At 64.5% G+C, this 533-nt stretch carries 1 protein-coding gene; it reads left to right on the top strand.

Going from position 1 to position 533, the window contains the following annotated elements; genetic code table 11:
* Nucleotides 1-168 precede the first annotated feature (168 nt).
* Nucleotides 169-533: hypothetical protein (locus ACYVJE_RS23115; RefSeq protein WP_461146141.1), on the top strand; the 365-nt coding region annotated here is incomplete at its 3' end.

Genomic DNA, 533 nt, shown 5'->3' with positions numbered 1-533 from the left:
ACCATGGTCAACAACAACAAGTCGGATCGTAGCCATGTCGTTCTGTGAGCCAAGGAGTTGCGCCGTTGAATTGTCTTCCTAAGACCGCTTGGCCTCCGACTTGAGCTGGGCGAAGGCGACGAAAACGCCGAGTTCGACGATCTGGAAAAGAAGATCAAGACCGCCGGCATGTCCAAGGAAGGCCGCGACAAGGCAAACAGCGAGCTCAAGAAGCTGCGCATGATGTCGCCGATGTCGGCCGAAGCGACCGTGGCCAGGAAACGCAAGACCTTGTCCTCCTTCTACGCCTTCGCCTGGCGATTCGGCGCGGTGCGCCACAACCACCCTCAAGAGGCGCGCGCCGCCGCCGACATGCGCGCCCTCACCCGCGAGGAACGCCGGCTGCTGCGCCGCGGTGTCGCACGACTGGCCGCCGACGGCCGTCCCGCCGAGGCCGCCGCGGTCGCGCTGCTGGACGGCACCGGCGGCTCCGCGAGCGCGCTAAGTGGGGGGCCAAGCGGTCTTAGGAAGACAAGCATCATAGCCAACTCCTT

This window comes from Salinifilum aidingensis (genome assembly GCF_054782015.1).
Note: the sequence above shows the minus strand (reverse complement) of the source record. Positions and strands in the feature narration are given on the sequence as shown.